This is a genomic window from Halegenticoccus soli, assembly GCF_002844195.1.
Classification (GTDB): Archaea; Halobacteriota; Halobacteria; order Halobacteriales; family Haloferacaceae; genus Halegenticoccus; species Halegenticoccus soli.
Map to the genome: position 1 here is coordinate 277548 of NZ_PEND01000007.1, position 18111 is coordinate 295658.

At 69.0% G+C, this 18111-nt stretch carries 20 protein-coding genes; 4 read left to right on the plus strand and 16 right to left on the minus strand.

What is annotated here, in order from left to right:
• Positions 1 to 110: 110 nt before the first annotated feature.
• Together CNO20_RS19305 and gfo6 are read left to right on the plus strand one after the other, a co-directional pair.
• Complete coding sequence (locus CNO20_RS19305) at positions 111 to 1643, plus strand: aldehyde dehydrogenase family protein (RefSeq protein ID WP_101297834.1); 1533 nt, start codon at positions 111 to 113, stop codon at positions 1641 to 1643.
• 108 nt (positions 1644 to 1751) lie between these two features.
• A complete protein-coding gene (gfo6, locus tag CNO20_RS19310; protein ID WP_101297835.1) occupies positions 1752 to 2813 on the plus strand; it encodes a D-xylose 1-dehydrogenase Gfo6 in 1062 nt (353 codons plus the stop codon).
• A gap of 446 nt (positions 2814 to 3259) precedes the next feature.
• Here gfo6 and CNO20_RS19315 read toward each other — a convergent pair whose 3' ends face one another.
• The 5 genes from CNO20_RS19315 to CNO20_RS19335 all read right to left on the minus strand — a co-directional run bounded on the left by CNO20_RS19315 (position 3260) and on the right by CNO20_RS19335 (position 5460).
• A complete protein-coding gene (locus CNO20_RS19315) occupies positions 3260 to 4069 on the minus strand; it encodes a nitrilase-related carbon-nitrogen hydrolase (RefSeq protein ID WP_101297836.1) in 810 nt (269 codons plus the stop codon).
• On the minus strand, positions 4066 to 4500 hold the full coding sequence (locus CNO20_RS19320; protein WP_101297837.1) for an SRPBCC family protein: 435 nt from the start codon (positions 4498 to 4500) through the stop codon (positions 4066 to 4068). Before CNO20_RS19320 ends, CNO20_RS19315 begins: the two co-directional genes overlap by 4 nt.
• 39 nt (positions 4501 to 4539) lie before the next feature.
• Positions 4540 to 4764, minus strand: coding sequence for a DUF7123 family protein (locus CNO20_RS19325; RefSeq protein ID WP_101297838.1), 225 nt, complete (start codon positions 4762 to 4764; stop codon positions 4540 to 4542).
• Positions 4765 to 4811: 47 nt separating this feature from the next.
• On the minus strand, positions 4812 to 5006 hold the full coding sequence (locus tag CNO20_RS19330) for a DUF7525 family protein (RefSeq protein ID WP_101297839.1): 195 nt from the start codon (positions 5004 to 5006) through the stop codon (positions 4812 to 4814).
• A 154-nt stretch (positions 5007 to 5160) separates the two neighbouring features.
• On the minus strand, positions 5161 to 5460 hold the full coding sequence (locus CNO20_RS19335; RefSeq protein WP_101297840.1) for a PadR family transcriptional regulator: 300 nt from the start codon (positions 5458 to 5460) through the stop codon (positions 5161 to 5163).
• Between the two features lie 286 nt (positions 5461 to 5746).
• Here CNO20_RS19335 and CNO20_RS19340 point away from each other — a divergent pair, with 286 nt between their 5' ends.
• On the plus strand, positions 5747 to 6190 hold the full coding sequence (locus CNO20_RS19340) for a DUF7528 family protein (RefSeq protein WP_199174929.1): 444 nt from the start codon (positions 5747 to 5749) through the stop codon (positions 6188 to 6190).
• Positions 6191 to 6226: 36 nt separating this feature from the next.
• On the opposite strand, the gene CNO20_RS19345 is transcribed toward CNO20_RS19340, so the two are convergent.
• The 11 genes from CNO20_RS19345 to CNO20_RS19390 all read right to left on the minus strand — a co-directional run bounded on the left by CNO20_RS19345 (position 6227) and on the right by CNO20_RS19390 (position 17591).
• Entirely contained in the window at positions 6227 to 7258 is a 1032-nt protein-coding gene (locus CNO20_RS19345) for a phosphate signaling complex PhoU family protein (RefSeq protein ID WP_101297841.1), read from the minus strand.
• A 128-nt stretch (positions 7259 to 7386) separates the two neighbouring features.
• Positions 7387 to 8511 (minus strand): ATP-NAD kinase family protein, encoded by a 1125-nt coding sequence (locus tag CNO20_RS19350; RefSeq protein WP_101297842.1) that lies wholly within the window; start codon positions 8509 to 8511, stop codon positions 7387 to 7389.
• A gap of 232 nt (positions 8512 to 8743) precedes the next feature.
• Complete coding sequence (locus tag CNO20_RS19355; RefSeq protein WP_101297843.1) at positions 8744 to 9436, minus strand: competence/damage-inducible protein A; 693 nt, start codon at positions 9434 to 9436, stop codon at positions 8744 to 8746.
• 223 nt (positions 9437 to 9659) lie between these two features.
• A complete protein-coding gene (locus CNO20_RS19360) occupies positions 9660 to 10481 on the minus strand; it encodes a DUF5803 family protein (protein WP_101297844.1) in 822 nt (273 codons plus the stop codon).
• On the minus strand, positions 10478 to 11143 hold the full coding sequence (locus tag CNO20_RS19365) for a DUF2110 family protein (protein ID WP_101297845.1): 666 nt from the start codon (positions 11141 to 11143) through the stop codon (positions 10478 to 10480). The genes CNO20_RS19360 and CNO20_RS19365 overlap by 4 nt, the downstream gene beginning before the upstream one ends.
• Positions 11143 to 11667, minus strand: coding sequence for a transcription factor (locus CNO20_RS19370; RefSeq protein WP_101297846.1), 525 nt, complete (start codon positions 11665 to 11667; stop codon positions 11143 to 11145). The genes CNO20_RS19365 and CNO20_RS19370 overlap by 1 nt, the downstream gene beginning before the upstream one ends.
• 224 nt (positions 11668 to 11891) lie before the next feature.
• Positions 11892 to 12104 (minus strand): DUF7835 family putative zinc beta-ribbon protein, encoded by a 213-nt coding sequence (locus CNO20_RS24550; RefSeq protein ID WP_449405051.1) that lies wholly within the window; start codon positions 12102 to 12104, stop codon positions 11892 to 11894.
• 144 nt (positions 12105 to 12248) lie between these two features.
• Positions 12249 to 14831 carry a bacterio-opsin activator domain-containing protein gene (locus CNO20_RS19375; protein WP_101297847.1) on the minus strand — a complete coding sequence of 861 codons (2583 nt, stop codon included), beginning with the start codon at positions 14829 to 14831 and terminating at the stop codon, positions 12249 to 12251.
• Between the two features lie 68 nt (positions 14832 to 14899).
• The gene (locus tag CNO20_RS19380) at positions 14900 to 16030 is read right to left on the minus strand and encodes a permease (protein WP_101297848.1); all 1131 of its coding nucleotides are present in this window, start codon (positions 16028 to 16030) and stop codon (positions 14900 to 14902) included.
• A 214-nt stretch (positions 16031 to 16244) separates the two neighbouring features.
• Positions 16245 to 16820: a tRNA (cytidine(56)-2'-O)-methyltransferase gene (locus CNO20_RS19385; protein WP_101297849.1), complete on the minus strand. Its 576-nt coding sequence runs from the start codon at positions 16818 to 16820 to the stop codon at positions 16245 to 16247.
• Between the two features lie 24 nt (positions 16821 to 16844).
• Entirely contained in the window at positions 16845 to 17591 is a 747-nt protein-coding gene (locus CNO20_RS19390) for a sensor protein (RefSeq protein WP_101297850.1), read from the minus strand.
• A 199-nt stretch (positions 17592 to 17790) separates the two neighbouring features.
• Between CNO20_RS19390 and CNO20_RS19395 the strand changes: the two genes are divergently transcribed.
• A partial coding sequence (locus tag CNO20_RS19395) for an NAD-dependent epimerase/dehydratase family protein (RefSeq protein ID WP_143423294.1) occupies positions 17791 to 18111 on the plus strand: 321 nt, incomplete at its 3' end.

The window sequence follows — 18111 nt, forward strand, 5'->3', positions numbered from 1 at the left end:
CGCTCGGTTCTGTTTCGGTCCTCGTTCCCGTTTCGAGCCTTGCTCCCATCCCCGTCCGCGGCCCCGACCGGGTGCCTTTTTACCTTCCCTCGCGCAAATTTTACCACAGCATGAGCCAGCAAACGGGAGACGTACACCGACACTACATCGGCGGCGAGTGGACCGCCGGCGAGGGCACGGAGACGTTCGAAAGCGAGAACCCCGCCACCGGCGAGACTCTCGGCACCTTCCAGCGCGCCACCCCCGAGGACGTCGAGACCGCGGTGGCGGCGGCCGACGAGGCGTTCTACGAGTGGCGAGAGCTCTCGTACGTCGACCGCGCGGAGTACCTCTGGGACATCTACCACGAGCTCCGCGAGCGCACCGACGAGCTCGGCGAGATCGTCACCAAAGAGTGCGGCAAGGAGATCTCGGAGGGCAAGGCGGACGTGATCGAGGCGTACCACATGGTCGAGTGGGCCGCCGGCGACGCGCGGCACCCCAAGGGCGACGTCGTCCCCAGCGAGATCGCCAGCAAGGACGCCTACATGCGCCGCAAGCCCCGCGGGGTCGTCGGGTGCATCACCCCGTGGAACTTCCCCGTGGCCATCCCCTTCTGGCACATGGCCGTCGCGCTCGTCGAGGGCAACACGGTCGTCTGGAAGCCGGCCGAACAGACGCCGTGGTGCGGGCAGATCATCGCCGAGATGTTCGAGGACGCCGGAATCCCCGACGGCGTCTTCAACATGGTCCAGGGCTTCGGCGACGCGGGCGCGGCGCTCGTCGACCACGACGACGTCGACACCGTCCTCTTCACGGGCTCGGCCGAGGTGGGCCACGAGGTCGCCCAGAAGGTCGCCCAGCAGCCCGGCAAGCTCGCGGCCTGCGAGATGGGCGGCAAGAACAACATCGTCATCACGGCCGAGGCCGACCTCGACACCGCCGTCCACTCGGCGGTGATGTCGTCGTTCAAAACGACGGGGCAGCGCTGCGTCTCCTCGGAGCGCCTGGTCGTCCACGAGGAGGTGTACGACGAGTTCAAAGAGCGGTTCGTCGAGATCGCAGAAAGCGTCTCGGTCGGCGATCCCCTGGACGAGGACACGTTCATGGGGCCGCTGATCGAGGCCGGTCACAAGGAGAAGGTCCGAAAGTACAACGAGTTGGCGAAGAAGGAGGGCGTGAACGTCCTCGTCGACCGGACGGAGCTCGACGACAGCGAGATCCCCGAGGGCCACGAGGACGGTCACTGGGTGGGACCGTTCGTCTACGAGGCGGACCCCTACGAGGACCTCCGCTGCACCCACGAGGAGGTATTCGGTCCCCACGTCGCGCTGCTGAAGTACTCGGGCGACGTCGAGGAGGCGGTCGAGATCCAGAACGACACGGACTACGGGCTGGCCGGCGCGATCGTCTCGGAGGACTACCGCGAGATCAACTACTACCGCGACCACGCGGAGGTCGGGCTCGCCTACGGGAACCTCCCGTGCATCGGCGCGGAGGTGCAACTGCCGTTCGGCGGCGTGAAGAAGTCCGGCAACGGCTACCCGTCGGCCCGCGAGGTCATCGAAGCCGTCACTGAGCGGACGGCGTGGACCCTGAATAACAGCTACGAGATTCAGATGGCCCAGGGGCTCTCCGCGGACATCAAGACGAAGGACGACTAGGCGGGACGTCCGAGTGAGCGAGACGGACCGACGGGCGGCCGGTTCGTCCACTCGCCGGTTCCGCGGGCCGCAGATTCTTTTCCCCGGCCGCGCGAGGATCTAGCCGTGATGCTCCGAGAACTTCGGGACGACCTCGCGCGCCGCGACTGGGACGCGGGCGCGGACGGGACCGTCCGGTTCGCCGTCGTCGGCCTCGGCAACTTCTCGCGGCGGGTCGTGCTCCCGTCGATCGCCGACGCCGACTACTGCGAGGCCACCACCCTCGTCAGCGGCTCGGCCGAAAAGGCGAGGGCGGTCGCCGACGAGGTCGGCGCGGCGCGCGGGATCACCTACGACGAGTACGCGGACGGCGTCGCCCGCGACGCCTACGACGCGGTGTACGTCGCCACGCCCAACGCGCTCCACCTGCCGCACGTCGAAACCGCGGCCGACCTGGGGAAAGCGGTCCTCTGCGAGAAGCCGCTGGAGGCGACGGTCGAGCGCGCCGAGAGCCTCGTCTACGCGTGCGAGGAGGCGGACGTGCCGCTCATGACCGCCTACCGGATGCAGGTCGACCCGACGTTCCGCCGGCTCCGCGAGTTCGTCCGCGACGGCGGCGTCGGGGAACCGATCCAGCTGCACGGCGACTTCTCCATCCGGGTGATAAGCGAGCTGCGCGGGCCGGACCAGTGGCGGCTCGACCCGGACCTTTCGGGCGGCGGGGCGCTGATGGACGTCGGCGTCTACCCCCTGAACGCGGGACGGTTCCTCCTCGACGCCGACCCGGTGTCGGCGACCGGCGTGACGAGCGGCGCTGGGCCGTTCGCGGAGGTCGAGGCGCACGTCGCCTTCGGGCTCTCGTTCCCCGACGGCGTGACCGGCTCGTTCACCGCGAACTTCGACGGCTTCCGCGACAGCCGGATCTCCGTCCTCGGAACGGAGGGGCGAATCGAGGTCGAACGCGCGTTCGACCGCGCCCGCTCGCGACGCGTGACGGTCGACGCGGCGGATTCGCGGGTCGAAGTCGACGGGCCGGCCGTCGACGAGATCCGGAAGGAGTTCGACTACTTCGCGCACTGTCTCCTCGCGGGCGAACCGCCCGAACCCGACGGACAGGACGGGCTGATCGACGTGCGGACGATGGCGGCGGTGTACGAGTCGGCAGAGCGCGGCGAACTGATCGAGCTGTGACGCCGCGCGGGGCGACGGCTCGGCGGGCGGCGGCGGAAGGCGGACGAGGCGGAAGGAACGGAAGGTACGAAAGCGAAAGGGAGCGGACGGAGGCGGGTTGAAAGCGACGCGGACGGCGGCCGGAAGTGCGGAAGGTACGCCCCTGCCGGGCTCAGGGGCGAATGCCGTGGCGTCGGGCCGGATCGACGGCCGGTCGGCGAAACCACAGTGGACCCCGAACACTGCGGCGTGGCGTGGCGCGGCAGGTTTGCCGGTGTCGACGAGAAAAGCGCCGATCAGCCGGCGGTGGACAGTTCGGCGGCTTCGCGGATAAACCCTCCGGCGTCGGAATATCGCGCGTGTCAGAACGACGCACGGCGATGAGTGTCACACGTCGGCTCCGCGGCCGTCCGGGTCGTCGCCGCGGCGGGGGCGGTCGTCGTCGGCCGCTTCGGCCTTCCCGCCCGTCAGCGCCGGCGGTCCATCCAGGCCGGGAACCGGTCGCGGACCCGATCGACGCGGTCCGGATCGATCTCGGCGACGACGGTGGTCGGCTCGTCGCCGGCGCTGGCGAGCGGCACGCCCCAGGGGTCGTACACCGTCGAGCGGCCGAGCAGCGTCGCGTCCTCGAACGTCGCCGCGCCGTTGACCGCCCCGAGGTAACAGAGGTTCTCGATGGCCCGCGCCCGCGTGAGGGTCGTCCAGTGTTCGACGCGGGGGTACGGCCACGCGCTCGGGACGAGGACGAGCGTCGCGCCCTTCTCCGCGAAGTCGCGGTAGAGTTCCGGGAAGCGGAGGTCGTAGCAGGTCGTCATGCACACCCTGAACCCCTCGAAGTCGACCGTCTCCAGCCGCTCGCCGGGGGTCAGGAGGCGGGCCTCGGCGGACTCGTAGCCGAACAGGTGGTGCTTGCGGTACACCGCCCGGCGCTCGCCGGTCCGGTCGAAGAACACCGCGGTGTTCGCGAGCCCCTGATCGTCCGGCGTCTCGTACCCGGCCTCGGCGCTCGCTTCGAGATCCTCGACGTGGCTGCCGGCCAGGAGGCCGACGCCGTGCTCCGCCGCCAGGTCGCCGAGCCGGCGGAACGCCGGGCCGTCGAGCCCCTCCGCTTCGCGGGCGTACGATTCGAACGCGAAGTACCCGACGGTGAACAGCTCGGGGAGCGCGACGAGGTCGGCCCCGTCGGCAGCGGCGTCGGCGACGGCACGCTCCGCGCGTTCGAGGTTGTCGTCGACGTTCCCGGCGGTCTGGTTCACCTGCGCGAGCGCGAGTTTCATGCCGGCAGCTCCAGTTCCGCCCGAAGCGCCGCTTCGAGGTTGTCGAGTTCGCGGTTCAGGTTCCGCTTGAAGAACCGTTCGACCCCCGGGAGCCGCCCGTCGACGACGAACAGGTTCCGCAGGCGACAGCCGCCGTCGGACGCCTCGACGGTGTGCTCTCCGGTCACGCGCATGGCGCGCGAGCGGCCGACGAACTTCACGTACCGCGGGGGTTCGCGGGTCACGTCCTCCGTCTCGACCGCCACCGTCGAGTCGATCAGCGGGATCGGCAGCCGGATGTGCCAGGTCGCCTTCCGGCCGTCGTCGGGATCTACCTCGAAGTCCTCGACGACGCTGATCGCTTCGGCGCGCTTCCGGGGGTCGGCGATGAACGACCAGACGCGCTCGGGGTCGGCGTCGAACTCGAAGGTCCGTTGGACACGGACGGTCATGGGAACGGGTTGGCGGGCGACAGTAAAAAGCAAGGGGTGTCAGCTCAGCGTGACGCGCCACGTGGTCGAGCGCGCGCGGCCCCACTTTTCGATCTCGACCTCGTCGGACTTCTCCGCGAGTCGGGGGAGGCGCGCGCCGACCTGCTTCGCCGACAGGCCGATCGCGTCGGCGATGTTTTTGGCCCGGAAATATCGCTCGCCGCGGGAGACGCTCTCGCGGAGGTAGGCGATAATCCGCTGTTCTTCCTCGGTGAATTCCGTCATCCGACTCGTCCCTAAGCGACTGTCGATATTAACGGTTACCCGTTCGCTCAGTCCCAGTACACCTGCGTCCCGACGACCGCGATGGCCGCCGCGACCATCGCGGCGGCGAACCCCCACGCCGCGGTGAGCTGCGCGTCCGCGAGCCCCGCGGTGAGCAGCACCAGCGCCCCGCCGAGCGTGAGGAGCGAGAAGATCGCCGCGAACCCGATACCCATGTCAGACTGGGCCACGTCAGTCGCCATATCCGTGGGTTCGAGGGCGCGTACTTAGTTCATTCGACCCCCGCTCGGCGGCCTCTCCGGACCGAAGTGCGACGCGAGAGGGACGCTCAGAACGGAAGTCGGATCGCCGTTCGAGGGCGGTCGGGCGGTTCGCCCGTCGGATCGGGGACGCCGGTCAGGAGCTCGCGAGCGCCTCGGCCTGCAGGTACCCGTCCTCCCACTCGCGCCGATCCTGCAACTGCTGGCGGCCCGAGTCGGTGATCCGGTACGAGTTCGTTCGGCGGTCGATCTGCCCCTTCTCGACGTAGCCCCTCTCGACGAGGGTGTCCAGGTTGGGGTACAGCCGCCCGTGGTTGATCTCCTCGTCGAGGTACCGCTCGAGCTCCTCCTTCACGTCCTGGCCGGAGGGGTTCTCGAAGCCGGCGATCACGTACAGCAAGTCTCGCTGGAAACCGCTCAGGTCGAATAGGTTCATAGAAGACGCTACACTCTTATCGGACATAATTACCGGGTATCGTCCGACAGACAGTAATTGTCTACTCCGAGACTGTTACGAGCGAGAGAGCGATAAACGGCGGATTACCGCCCCGGTTTCCCGCTCTCCGACCGGCTTCCGAACCCACCGGCCGACGGACGCGACCCGGCGAGCCGCGAATGCTGCGTCCGTCGATAGAGTTTTATTCGAAACGGATCATATCTGAGTCGTATGCCACGGAGTACCCAGTCTCCTGATCGAGTTCTTCTCCCGCGATGAGACCGCGGTGTCGATAGCGACGGACGGCGAAACGATTCTGGTCCGGATGGGCGAACGGACGTGCGAACTGTCGAGAGCCGACGCCGCCGACCTGCAGGAGGCGATCGGCTCCGCCCTGACCGAAAAGCGGGAGTTCTTCCGCACGGCGGGCGAGTACCGCGAGGACGGCAGCTACGTCGTCTCCCGGCGCGGCGCGGACTCGACGGGCAACGCGAAGGTGTTCCAGACCTTCGAGGCCCTGCGACGGCTGTACGACCGGTTGCCGGAGGAGTTCACCGCCGAGGACGTCGGCCGAACCGGCATCACCGGGTCGCGGCGGCACATGCTGATCCGTCACTTCGGCGAGCACCCCGCGTTCGACTGCGAGATCTCGCGGCGAAATCCGCTGACGGGGCGAAAATCGGGCGGGGGGGTCGCCGCGTCCGACGCCGCTGACGCGGCGGCCGACTGAGGGCGGTCCTCCGGAGCGACTCCCCGAAGCGACCCCCTACGTGATCGTGACGTGCTCGCTCTCGTCGTTCAGCGCCAGGTTCGCGGCGATCTCGGCGTTTCGCATCGCGTACTGGGCGGTCTGCTGGAGGCTGACGAGCACCTCGCGGATCTGGAGCAGCTCCGTGTTCGACATCTCCGGCAGGTCGTTGAGGATGTCCTTCTCGCGGTCGCTGATCTCGCGGAAGAGGTGGCGGACCTCGACGGTGAGGTCGTAGTCGCGGTCCACGACCGACTGCACCGCCTTGGCCGTGATCTCGTCGACCTGGTCGGTGAACTCGCGGATGCGCCGCATGGTCGCCGAGTCGATGTCGAGGGTGTGGCTCTCGGTGTTGAGGACGATCTCGGCGATGTCCTCGGCGTTGTCGGCGGTGAGTTCGAGGTTCTTCGCCACCGACCGGTACCCGATGAGCGGGAAGCCGGACTCCAGCCCCACGGCGCGGCAGAGGTTGGGGTTCTGGTAGGCGGTGAAGATCAGCCGGAGCAGGAGAACGAAGATCTTGTTCGCCTGCCGCTCGCGGTTGAGCGCGCGCTGTGCGAGGTCGGGGTTGCCGTGCGCGAGCGCCTTGACCGCCTCGCCGCGCATCGTGCTCCCGGTGTTCTCTAGCCGCTCTAAGAGGTTGTCGAGGGTGAAGTCCTCCGGGTCGACCGAACACCGGATGGCGATGCTCTCGGGCGTCTCCTCGATGACGCCGAGGCCCATGAGCTGCGTCTCCGCCTTGTAGACGGCGTTGATGTGCTCGCTGTCGAGGGCCCCCTCGTCCTGCTGGACGTGGATGACCCGCCGACCGAGCACGTACTGCGCGACGATGGCGCGTTCGAGCGCGTCGGCGTCCAGGTTGTCCGCGTGGATTACCGCCTCGGAGTCCTCCGTGCTCGCCGACTCCGGGAGCACCGTGAGCGTCCCCTTTCCGCCCATCCGGATGGAGACCTCGTCGCCCTTGTTCACGCCGTGTTCCTTCGCCCACTCCGCGGGGAGCGTCATCGCAAGCGTCGACGGTCCGAGCCGCTGGACCTTCCGCGTTTCCATGCGAACCCCTACCCCTGCAATGACCTTAATCTTCACTGTATGCTGCTTATACGTGACAGCCGAAGAGCGTAGTCATTATACGTGATGATTCCAGGAGGCGGGCGGACGCGAACCCGGCTCTCGAATGCTCACTCGACTTTCATCATCCGGCGCTCGAACCGGCCGACCCGGACCTTCGTCCACCCGCGCAGTTCCTCGTCGAGGTCGGGGTCGTCGGTGTCGACGCGGAGCACCCCGACGTCGTCCAGTTTCGCGCGCGAGGCGACGATCTCGACCTCGCAGCGGCGGATCACGTCCGGCGAGAGCTGGGGATTGCCGCGCCCGAAGACGAACCCCTGACCGCCGATGGGCGAGACGACGATCACGTTGCGGTCGGAGAGCGCGTCGAGTATCTCCGCCTCGCCGCCGTCGCGGACGAGCACCTCGCCGTCCCGCCACACGTCGACGCCGAGGGGCGACCCCTCGAACCCGAGCGCCTCCTTCACCGCGCCGACGGTGCTTCCGGGACCGAGCACGTACGTCGTTCCCGGTTCGACCCCGTCCGCGAACCCCGCCGCGAGCGCCTCGACCGTACCGCCCCCGAGCTGTTTCGACGACTGGAGGTCCTCCGCGACCGGGACGGACACGACCGCGCGGAGTTCGGGGCGGACCTCGCCCTCGCGGTAGTCGTCCTCGTCGATGTCCATCACCTCGCGCTTTTCCGCGCGGTCGAACGTCGCCGCGATGCGCCCGGCGTCCTCGGGCGAGACGGCGAAGACGGAGGAGTACACCTTCACGCCGGCCGGGACGCCGAGTACGGGGGTGTCGGTGGGCGCAGGCGCTTCGTCCGCGTCCTTCGACGCACCGTCCGCGCCCTTCGACGCACCGTCCGCGCCGTCCAGCGCCTCGGCGACGTCCGCGGCGGTGCCGTCTCCGCCGACGAACAGCACCAGGTCGACCCCGCGTTCGAGGAACAGCTCCACGGCGCGCTTCGTGTCGTCGGCGGTCGTCTCCTCCGGGTCGGCCGGCTCGCCGACGACTTCGGGATCGAACCCGGCATCGCGCGCGGCGTCCTCGCCCATCGGTCCCCCGTAGACGAGAGGCTCCGCGCCGGGGTCGGCGTCGGCGAGCGTCCGGAGCGCTCTGCGGGCGCGCTCCGGGGCGCGGGGCTCCGCCCCGCGGGCGCGCGCCTCCTCGACCTTCCCGTCCGTGCCCTTCAGTCCGACCCGACCGCCCATCCCCGCGACGGGGTTGACCACGACGCCGATGCGCATACGCGGTCGTGGAACGCGGCGGCGGAAAAGCGCCGCGGGTCGGGGCGGCCGAGCGCGGCTTCGCCCGCGTCGCCGGAATTGAAAGCTTAAGCACCTCCCCGAGTTAGCGTCGCACATGATACCGCTGGAGACGTCCGGGCAGTCCCTCCCCATCGCGGAGACCGGGGCCGTCGTGTTGATCGCGAGCCTGCTTTTCACCCTCGTCTGGCTGCTCTACCTCTACAGGTAGGGGCTACTCCTCCGCGAGTTCGACCCGCCGGCGCAGCCACGCCGACGCCTCGGCCGCCGTGTCGGGGTCCGCGGCGGTCACCTTCAGCCGCACGTTCTCGCCGGGGTAGCTGCCGACCCGAACGTCGAACTCCTCGCGGACCGACCGGATCCGGTCGAGCAGTCCGCTCTCGGGTTCGCTCGTGACGACCGTCTCCGAGTAGGTCGGCGTCCCCTCGAACTCCCCTTCGATCAGTTCGAACATCGCCTTCATCTCCTTCGGGACGCCCGGGAGGACGTACACGGATTCGACGACCGCGCCGGGGGCGACCCCGACCTCGTTCGGGAGCATCCGCGCCCCCGCCGGGAGGTGGGTCGTCCCCTCGGCGAGGTTCTCGGCGGCGTACCCGCCGTGTTCGGTGAGCCACTCCACGGCGTCGGGGTGCTCTTCGACCCCCCGGCCGACGGCCGCCGCGACGCCCTCCATCGTCAGGTCGTCGTGCGTCGGACCGAGCCCCCCGGTGACGATCACGGCGTCGTACTCCGCGCGGTACTCGTTGACGACGCGCGCGATGTCGGCGACGCGGTCGGGGACCGTCGTCACGCGCTCGACCCGGACGCCGCGCTCCGTCAGCCGCCCGCAGAGCCACGTCGCGTTCGTGTTCACCGTGTCGCCGGCCAGGAGTTCGTCGCCGACGGTGACCACCGCTACTCGCATACCCGGACAGAGGGAGGTGGCGGGTAAAAGCGCGCCGTCCGGCGGACCGTCTGCCGGTTCCTCCGGTGGCGGCCGCCGCCTCCGCCGGTCGCAGCCCTCGATCCTTCGGGTCGCCGCCACCGGCGGGTTCGGCGGCCGGCGAGGCGAGGGGGATCCGCGGCGCGCCGGCGCGACTCAGGTCCGCGGATCGGCGGTACGAGCCGGATCCGCGACGGGGCCCCCGTCATTTCATCCCCGGCGGCGGACCCCGTTCGAACTCGTCGTCGTCCGTGTCCACGTCCAGTCCGAGGTCCCTGCGCTGCTCTTTGAGCCTCTCGATCTTCCGGCGGTAGTAGAACAGCCCGCCGACCGCGACGACGCCCAGCAGCCCGGCGATGCCGCCGAAGATCCCGAGGTCGCGCTCGAGGTAAAACTGCACGAGAACCGCGTCGGTCTGGACGTCGTCCCAGGTGAGGTGAACCCTGCTCCCGTCGTCGATCGCTCGCTCGTAGCCGCCGGGGACGACGCGGCCGAACAGGAAGAAGTCGACCCGCCGGTCCGGCGGCAGGACGATCTCGTAGGACCCCTTGACGAACGTCGGCAGGGTGAACCGCTTCGGCGTGCTCTCGGAGGTGAACGCGAGCTTTCCGGGCTGTCCCCGCGGCCGATCCGTCGGCAGCGTCACCGTCACCGCGTCGCGGGTGCGCTCGATCCCCCCGCCGCGCTCTTCGATCGCGGACCCCGTGATGACCGTCCCGTTCGGGTACCGGTACCTGACCGCCGAGACGGGAATCGCGTCCCGGCCGCCGAAACCGTCGTTCCGGTAGAGTTCGATCTCGTTCCTGTCGCCGGGGATCCGATAGACGGCGAGGAACTTCGCGTTCTCCGTGAGGGTGATGTGGGCGTCGACGTCGCTGCTCAATCCGGCCTCGTAGTCGTACCCCTCCGGGGGCGACGCGTCGAGCTGCTCGTCGCTGATCGGCTCGGGGCTGAACAGTCCGGTGCACCCCGAAACGAGGAGGAGACCGGCGAGCGCGGCGACGCCGAGGACCAGCCGACGGTTCATGGAATGACGCAGCGGAGTTCGGCCGGGAGGTAGCGCCCGATGCTCGCCAGCAGGCCCGGCGGGTCGGTGTTCTCGGCGCAGACGACGCTCTGTTCGAGCAGGCCGAGCCGTTCGACGGTGACGATGTCGCGGGCGTGCCCGGCGCGGTTCACCGTCGCCCGAACCTCCCCCCTCGTCGCGCTGTTGACGTTCACGCGCCCCGGCCCGCGCTTCCAGTCGTACAGGCGGTCCCGCTCCTCGTCGGCCAGCCGGGCGGGGCTGCCGGAGACGAACCGGAGGGGAACGTGCTGAACCAGTCCGAACCGCTCGCGGATCTGGCTCGCCGACCCCGGCCCGAGACCGAGCTCCTCGGTCGGGATCCGGATCTCGCGTCCGGCGTCGAGGACGAACCCCTCGTCGTCCCACCGTTCGAGCGTTCCGACGTAGGTCTCGCCCTCCTCCAGGTGGGAGGGGACTTCCCCCCACCGCTCGCGCAGCAGGTTGCGCGCGACGGTTTCGTCCTCGCCGGAGACCGTGACCGCGACGAACTCGTCGCGGCGGACGCCGACCTCGTACTCGACATCGAGCCCGCCGAGGTCGTTTTCGACCATCGATCCGAGGCTGTCGAGCGCCCGCTCGCGGGCGTCGCCTTCGACGTAACACTTCGTTGCGAGAACGACCATCAGCCCGTGACGTCGACGTTCAGCTCGTCCCGCAGCTCGTCGATGCGCCGGTTCATCGCCTCGACGAGACGGGCGTTGTCCATCGCCTCCAGCGGCGACCCGCACTCCGGGCACTCGAAGCCGAAGTCCATCGCCTCCCCGAACTCGAAGCGGATGGAACAGACCTCACAGAGGTAGAACTCGTGGGTCCGCTCGTACTCCTCGCGCTCCTCCAGCGCGTCGAGGAGGCGGTACATCTCGTCCTCCAGGTTCTCGGGGATGTTCTCGTATTCGAACGTCCACAGGTAGGTGAGCCACCCCGAGTCCTCGTCGCGGACGCGCCGGTAGGAGGCGAGGTCGTTCTCGTAGAGGATAAACAGCGCCCGGCGGACGTCGTTGAGTTCGAGGTCGAGCTTCTCCGCCAACTCCTCGTCTGTGACCTCGCCGTCCGGCGGCGCGGCCGCGACCGGCATCCCCGTCGGTCCAACCAGCTCGTGGAGGTACTTTTGGATGACAGGGTCGTTCAGCAGGTCCTCAAAAGCCATTGCCACTAGGTGCGCCGCAAAGGCGTTTAAACCCACCGGATGCGCCCATCCCGCGCGTCCGTCCTCCTCGACGGCAGAGAGCGCGAACCTCCCGGGCCCGGCTTCGGTCTCGTCACTGCGAATCGAAGCGCCGGCGTCGGGCGCGGCCGCCGCCCTACGGCCCGAAGAACGGGAAGAGGCTGGACGGCAGCGAAACCCGCCACCGTTCGGGGGACGATCGGCCGTCAGTCACGGTCTCGGAGAGTTCGAGAGCGCGCGTCGCACTCGAGACAGGCGGTGGTGCGCACGGGTTTGCGGGCGAATTTGACGTTTTCCGGGGAAACATCGCCACCGGTTGACGTCTGTTTCAGTTTCAGCGCCACGCGATGAACCGTTTCGCGGCCGCACCGCGGACAGTCCTCCAGCGTCTCGTTTCGGCGTAATTTCCTGGATCTCACTGTCGTACCTCCGATTTCCGTCCCTTCCGATTCGACGCGGTCTCGACCTCAGTTCGCACCTGAGGAAGATCGAGTCGCATCGGGGAACGCTCGTACGGGTTGTTCCGGCGAAACCGCATAAGCGGAGTCCCGCAAATATTGGGTTCAACCTGCCGACGGGTCCCCGAAAACGGTGCCCACGAGCTTCCGCTCTCCCAGTCTGACGTGCTGGTGGAAGGTCGACGGACTGACGCCGAGCGAGTCGGCCACCTCCTCGCCGGAGCAGTCGCGGGGCCACTCGAAGAAACCGGAGCGGTAGGCGACTTCGAGCGCGGTCCGCTGGCGGTCGGTCAGCTCCTCCGCGAACGCCCGCTCGATCCGGTTCGGGGATCCGCTTCGACGCGTCACCCGCCGCCGCGTCACCATCTCGACGGCCGGATACGCGTTCCGGACCGCGTCGATGATCGACCCGGCGTCCGCACTGGGCGGCAGGTGAACGGTCAGGTGGTAGTCGCCGTCCTCGATTCTCGCGTCCTCGATGAAGCCGTTGTAGGACGCGACGACCGAGATCACGGGGGGCTCGGAGAGGCGAAGTTCGAACGATACCTCGCCGAACTCGCGCCGGATCACCGAGAGTTCGTCCCAGTGGGGGAGCCGCTCGGCGAGGGCGTTCAGCGCGTCCATCGCCTCGTCGGTCGCGGTCCCGTACATCAGGTACGTCCCGTCGCCGACGGGCACCGTCCGATCGAAGGCGACCCGGCTGTCCGTCGCAGGGGGATCCAGGGGTTCGAAGACGTCGCGGAGGCGGAACTCGACCTCGACGACGTCGTCGCTCATCAGCGCCCGCTTGCGTTCGATCGCCGTGATGGCGTGACCAATAATTTCCCCGAGCTGGCCGATCACCTCCCGTTCCTCCCCGGCGAACGCCGCGGTCCGGCGGGCGTACACGCCCAGGATTCCGTAGAGGGCGTCCTCGTGAGTGATCGGGACCACGGCCACCGACCGGTATCCGTACTTTTCGGCGTACTCGCGCCACGGTTCGAAGTCGGGATCGGCGAACACGTCCTGGCTGACCTGCGTTTTCCTCGTCCGAACGGTCCTGCCGACCGGCCCGCGGCCGGTCGGATCGTCCGACTCGACCGAGAGGGGGATCTCGTCGAGGTAGCCGTCGACGCCGGCTTCCACCCGCGGCCGGATCGACCGCTCCTTCGGATCGACTTCGGCGATCCAGGCGAACCGGTACGAGTCCGACGCGGCGAGTCGCTCGCAGACCGTCCGCTCGATCTCCTCGCGGGTCGACTGTCTGACGAGCGCCTCGTTGATGTCGCGGACGACCCCGTTCAGGTTGTTCAGCGCCGCGAGCCGCTCGCGCTGGCGGTCGAGCTGCCGCTCCCGGCGCTTCCGCTCCGTGACGTCGTGGAAGTACACCGACAGTCCCGTCTCGGAGGGGTACACTCGGACCTCGAACCAGGCGTCGAGAGGCGGGAAGTACTCCTCGAACGTCACGGGCCGCTGGTCGGCCATCGCGCGCTCTGCCTCCTCGTGGAAGGTCGAGCCGACCGCCTCGGGGAACTCCTCCCCGAGGCGGTTGTCGAGTAGCTCCGCTTCGGTTTTTCCGAGGAGGCGTTCGGCCCGTTCGTTCACGTAGGTGAACCGCCACCGCTCGTCGAGCCCGAAGAACGCGTCGTCGATCCGCTCGAACGCCTCGTCGAGTTCGCGCTTGAGATCGTCGCGCTGGCGCTCCAGCCGGCGGGTTCGCTCCTTTCGCTCCGTGACGTCCTCGGCGACGACGATCGTCCGCCGAGGCTCCCCGTCCCGCGCCGGGAGGGGAGCGGCGTTCACCGAGAACCACGTCCGGCCGCCGCCTCCGTCGACGGCCAGTTCCGCGTCGTACACCGGCTCCCCCGTTTTCAGGGCGCGGTGCGTCGGACGGTCCTCGTCGGAGAGGGGCGCCCCGTCGGCGTCTCGAACGTCGAGGTCCCGCACGTTCCACTCGCCGAGCGACTCGCTTTCGGAGGCCCCTATCATCTCCTCGGCGCGGGCGTTCGCCCGCACGACGCGCCCGTCGGCGTCGACGACTCCGAGCCCGATCGGGCTCGCCGCGAAGATGTGCTCGACGAGCTCCCGCTCGCGCCGGAGCTTCCGCTCGCGCCGCTTCCGACCGGTAACGTCGCGACAGGCGTACAGGACGGTTCCCTCTCCGATGGAGACGGACTTGACCGTTATCAAGAGGTCGTGCGCGTCGCCCTCTGCGTCGGTCACCGTGCGCTCGATGTTCCGGATCACGCCCCGATTTCGGAGCTCCTCCGGGGCGAAGAGGTCGCCGCCGAGCAGCGCGTCGACGGTCCCCAGCTCCCGGACCTCGTCGGCCGCGTATCCGAAGATGTGGTGGACGTTCGGGCAGACGAACGTGAACTCGCCCCCGTCGTCCGTGACGAGCACCGTGTCGGTGAGGTTTTCGAGGGTGACGCGATACAGCTCCTCCCGCCGGGAGCGCCGATCGGACCCCGCTCCGGACCGCGACGGTCCGCCCGCGCCGCGGGGCGGCCGCCACCACACCCGTCCGCGAGCGCCGACCTTCTTCGTCGCGAGCTCGCCCCGGTCGACGAGCCGTTCGAGCCTGTTGTACGCCGTCCGCCGCGAGCAGCCGAGCGCGTCGGCGACCTCTGTCGTCGTCAGCGGCGCGAAGGGGTCCTCCGTTTCGGCGAAGACGGAGAGGGCGTCCTCGAAGGGATTTCCGCGGGTCACACCGCAGATTTCGACCCGTCGACCAAAACTGTTCCGTCAACGGAAACCGCCGGGATCGGGCGACGGTCTCAGTCCGCGGCCGCGGTTTCCTCGCGCTCGCCGCCCGACTCGAAGAACGCCACGTACACCTGCGCGAGGAACACGACGGTGAAGACGACGTTGAGAACGGTCGTGTAGCCGCTCGGCGCGGTGCCGCCGACGTGGCCCTGCTGGGGGATGAGTCCGAGACCGGCCCAGGCGTAGTGGACGACAACCCCCGAGAGCGCGGCGGCCGCGAATATCGACGCGAACAGCGCGGCGGCCAGCCGCGGGCCGTAGAACTTCCGGTACATGTTGTCGATGTGGGGCACGATGAGGTCGGCGAAGATGAACGACATCACGCCCCCGAAGGGGATGCCGTTCTGCCAGAGCACGAGCGCGAACGGGACGTTCGCCACGGAGCAGATGAACGTGAGCACGCCGACGGCGACGCCGATCACGCAGCCGAGGAACACCCACGCCGCCGTGCCCTCGGGCGCGAGCGTGAACAGCCGCGTCCAGAACGACCGCGGGACGAACGCCTTGATGAGACCGGCGACGACGAACCCGGCCGCGATGTCCGTCCACAGCATCGACCACTCGTCGATGGCGTTTCTGAACGTCCGCTTCCAGCCGCGGACCGTCGCGAGTTTGTCTGTCCAGTCGCTCTCGCGCGCCCACTCGTCGTCGCCGTGACCGTGGCCCCCTTCGCCACCCAGGTCGCGCACGTGTTCGCGCGCGCGTTCGAACCACGAGTCGGGGACGGCGTACGTGAAGATCGCCGCGAGCAGGAGGATGAGCACGACCCCGCCGAAGAAGTCGGCCGCGACGAACTGCCAGCCGAGCAGGATCCACATGACGAGCCCGATCTCGATCACCAGGTTCGTGCTCGCGAACTGGAAGGCGGCGAGCGACGCCACCGGCGACGCGCCCTTCTCGTACAGCGACTTCGTCGTCGCGACCGCACCGAACGAACAGCTCGACGAGAGGAATCCGAAGAAGGAGCCGAGCCCGATCTCGCGCAACCCGCCACCGCCGAGCACGTCGACCATCTCGTCCCGGCTGACGAACGCCTGGACGGCTCCCGCGACGGTGAACCCGAGCACCAGCGCCCACCACGTCTTCCACGTCATCTCGCCGACGAACGTCGCGGCCTCGACGAGGGACTGCGTGACGCTCATGCGAAAGCGTACTCGCCGGAGTTTTTATCCGATTTCGGCTAAGAGAACCGTCCCCCGCCGGGCCGCGAGTTGAGAATCCGGCGTCGCGTTCGAGAATCGCGCCGCGATCCAAAGGGCCGCGCCGCGATCTGCGACGACCGAGACCGAGACGGAGACCGAGACCGAGGCGGAGCGCCCTCCCCGACCGCGCGCCGACTCACTCGGATCGGCCGATTCACCCGGACCGCTCCGCTCCCTCTCCGCCTTCCTCGGTCGCCCGGACCTCCTCGACGCGCTTTCCCGTCTCCTGGGGAACCACTCGCCGCTCGGCCCCCGCCCACTCGCGGTCGAGCTCCCGCCCCTCGAACAGGCGGTCGAGGAAGACGGCGAGGGCGGCCACCTCGGAGTGCGGCTGGTTCGTGACGCCGACGTTCCAGTCGGCGGCGTCGTACACCTCGAACGGCACCTTCTCGGCCCCGACGACGACGAGCAGCGGCTCCTCGGCGTGGGCGTCCCGGATGGCCGCCTCCACGTCCTGCACGCGCTCGCCGTACATCGTCAGGTGGACGACCGACCCCTCCCAGTCGCGGACGAGGGCGCGGTGCGACTCGACGACTTCCACCTCGAACGGGCCGCCGAAGCGGTCCGTGATGTCGGCGACCGTCTCCTCGGACCCGCCGGCGTCGCCCGCGAACAGCACCCGGTCCGCTCCGAGCGCCCGCGCCGTGAGCCCGACGTGCGTCGTCATCCGGTCGTCGCGGCCCGGTCGGTGGCCGAGTCGAAGGACGGCGACCTCGGGTTCTCCCTGCATGCGCGAACCGAATCCCCCCGCGGCTTAGGGGGTTTCGTTTTCGCCGACCGCGTCGTCGGCCACGTCGCCCCGGACGCAGTCGACGACGCGGTCGACCAGCGCGGGGTCGTACGTCCAGAAGCCGTAGAAGGTCCCCGGCAGCACCTCCTCGGCGACCAGCGCGCACTTGTAGAGCGGGTTCCCGCCCCCGTCGTACGTGACGAACCACACGTCGGCCTCGTCGGCGTCGTCCGCGATCCGGTGTGCGGTCACGCCCGGAATCGCCGGCGGTTCCCAGTCAGCCCGCCCGTAGACGCGGACCGAGAGTCCGGCGATCGAGCCGAGGCCGCGGTACACGGAAATCTGCGCCCGCATCGCCGACAGCGACTGGAACCCGGCGTACAGCGTCCCGCGTCCGACCCGCGCCGCCCGGTCCTCGAACTCGCGCGAGGCGGCGAGCATCCGCCGGCGGTCGAACGAGGTGAACAGGGTGTCGTCGAGCAGTTCGAGCAGGTAGTGGAGATCGGCCTCCGCGAGCTCGCGGTCGCCGGGATCGCATATTCGCGGCGATTCCAGGGCCGTCACCGCGCCCAGTCCCACGCTGCCGAGGTACCTGTCGCCCTCGCTCACGACGATGAACCCCTCGTAGTCGTCCCGGGGGAGCGGCTCGTGCTCGACGGCGACATGCCAGTCGTCGAAGTAGCTCCCCAGTTCGGGGTCCTCTTCGTGCGCGAAGACGGTCACCGTCTTTCGGCGACCCTCGATCTCCCGGATGAGGTCTTTCAGCGACATGGGGTGCCGTCCGAGGCCGGACGGTGTCGGTAGTGGTACGCCCCCCGAACGCTTCAACGTTCGTCGAGCGCCGGCGGTCCGCCGCCGGTTTTCGTAACGGCGACGGTGCGCATCGATCCGCGACGCCGTCCGCGAGGCGCGCGCCGAACCGCGGCCGCCGAATCAGAATGCACTTACTGGCGTCCGGAGAGTTCGGGGTATGGAGCTTTCGGACAAGCGCGTGCTGGTCACCGGCGGGGCGGGCCTGGTGGGCTCGCACCTCGCGGGGCTGCTCGCGCCCGACAACCGCGTGGTGGTCGCCGACGACCTCTCGAAGGGCACCCGCGAGCGCGTCCCCCACGACGTTGAATTCATCGAAGCGGACATGACCGATCCCGCCGACGTTGCCGACGTGATCACCTCCGACGTGGACGTCGTCTTCCACTTCGCGGCGTACACCGACACCAACTACGCGAACCCGCGGCAACTGTTCGAGGAGAACACCGAGATGACCTACAACGTGCTCGAACGCATGGACGAC